The 234-nt window shown below is 65.0% G+C and carries 1 protein-coding gene; it reads right to left on the bottom strand.

Annotated features, from left to right (window positions below):
* Positions 1 to 234, bottom strand: a 234-nt coding sequence (locus DOM67_RS20125) for a type VI secretion system Vgr family protein (protein WP_232825210.1), incomplete at both ends; no start/stop codon positions are given.

The following is a 234-nucleotide window of genomic DNA, read 5'->3' as shown; positions in this document are numbered from 1 at the left end:
GATGGCGCCATAGGCATCGGTGCGCAGTTCGAACCCGGTGCCGCGGAAGGCGCCGCGGGTGTTGCCGGTCTGGTGGATCAGGTAGCCGAGGTTGAGCTGGCTCTTCTCCGCTTCGGAGTTGAGGCGGACACGTTCCTGGTCGGTGGCGTCGTCGAACACCAGCTCGTTGTACTTGCTGCCGCGGTAAGTCTTGCTCTTGAACCCGGAGAGCAGGCCGTGGCTGTGCCAGTCCGG

This window comes from Salinicola sp. RZ23, assembly GCF_003206675.1.
GTDB classification, from domain to species: Bacteria; Pseudomonadota; Gammaproteobacteria; order Pseudomonadales; family Halomonadaceae; genus Salinicola; species Salinicola endophyticus.
The sequence above is the reverse complement of the archived record's forward strand: the minus strand, read 5'-3'. Positions and strand labels throughout refer to the sequence as shown.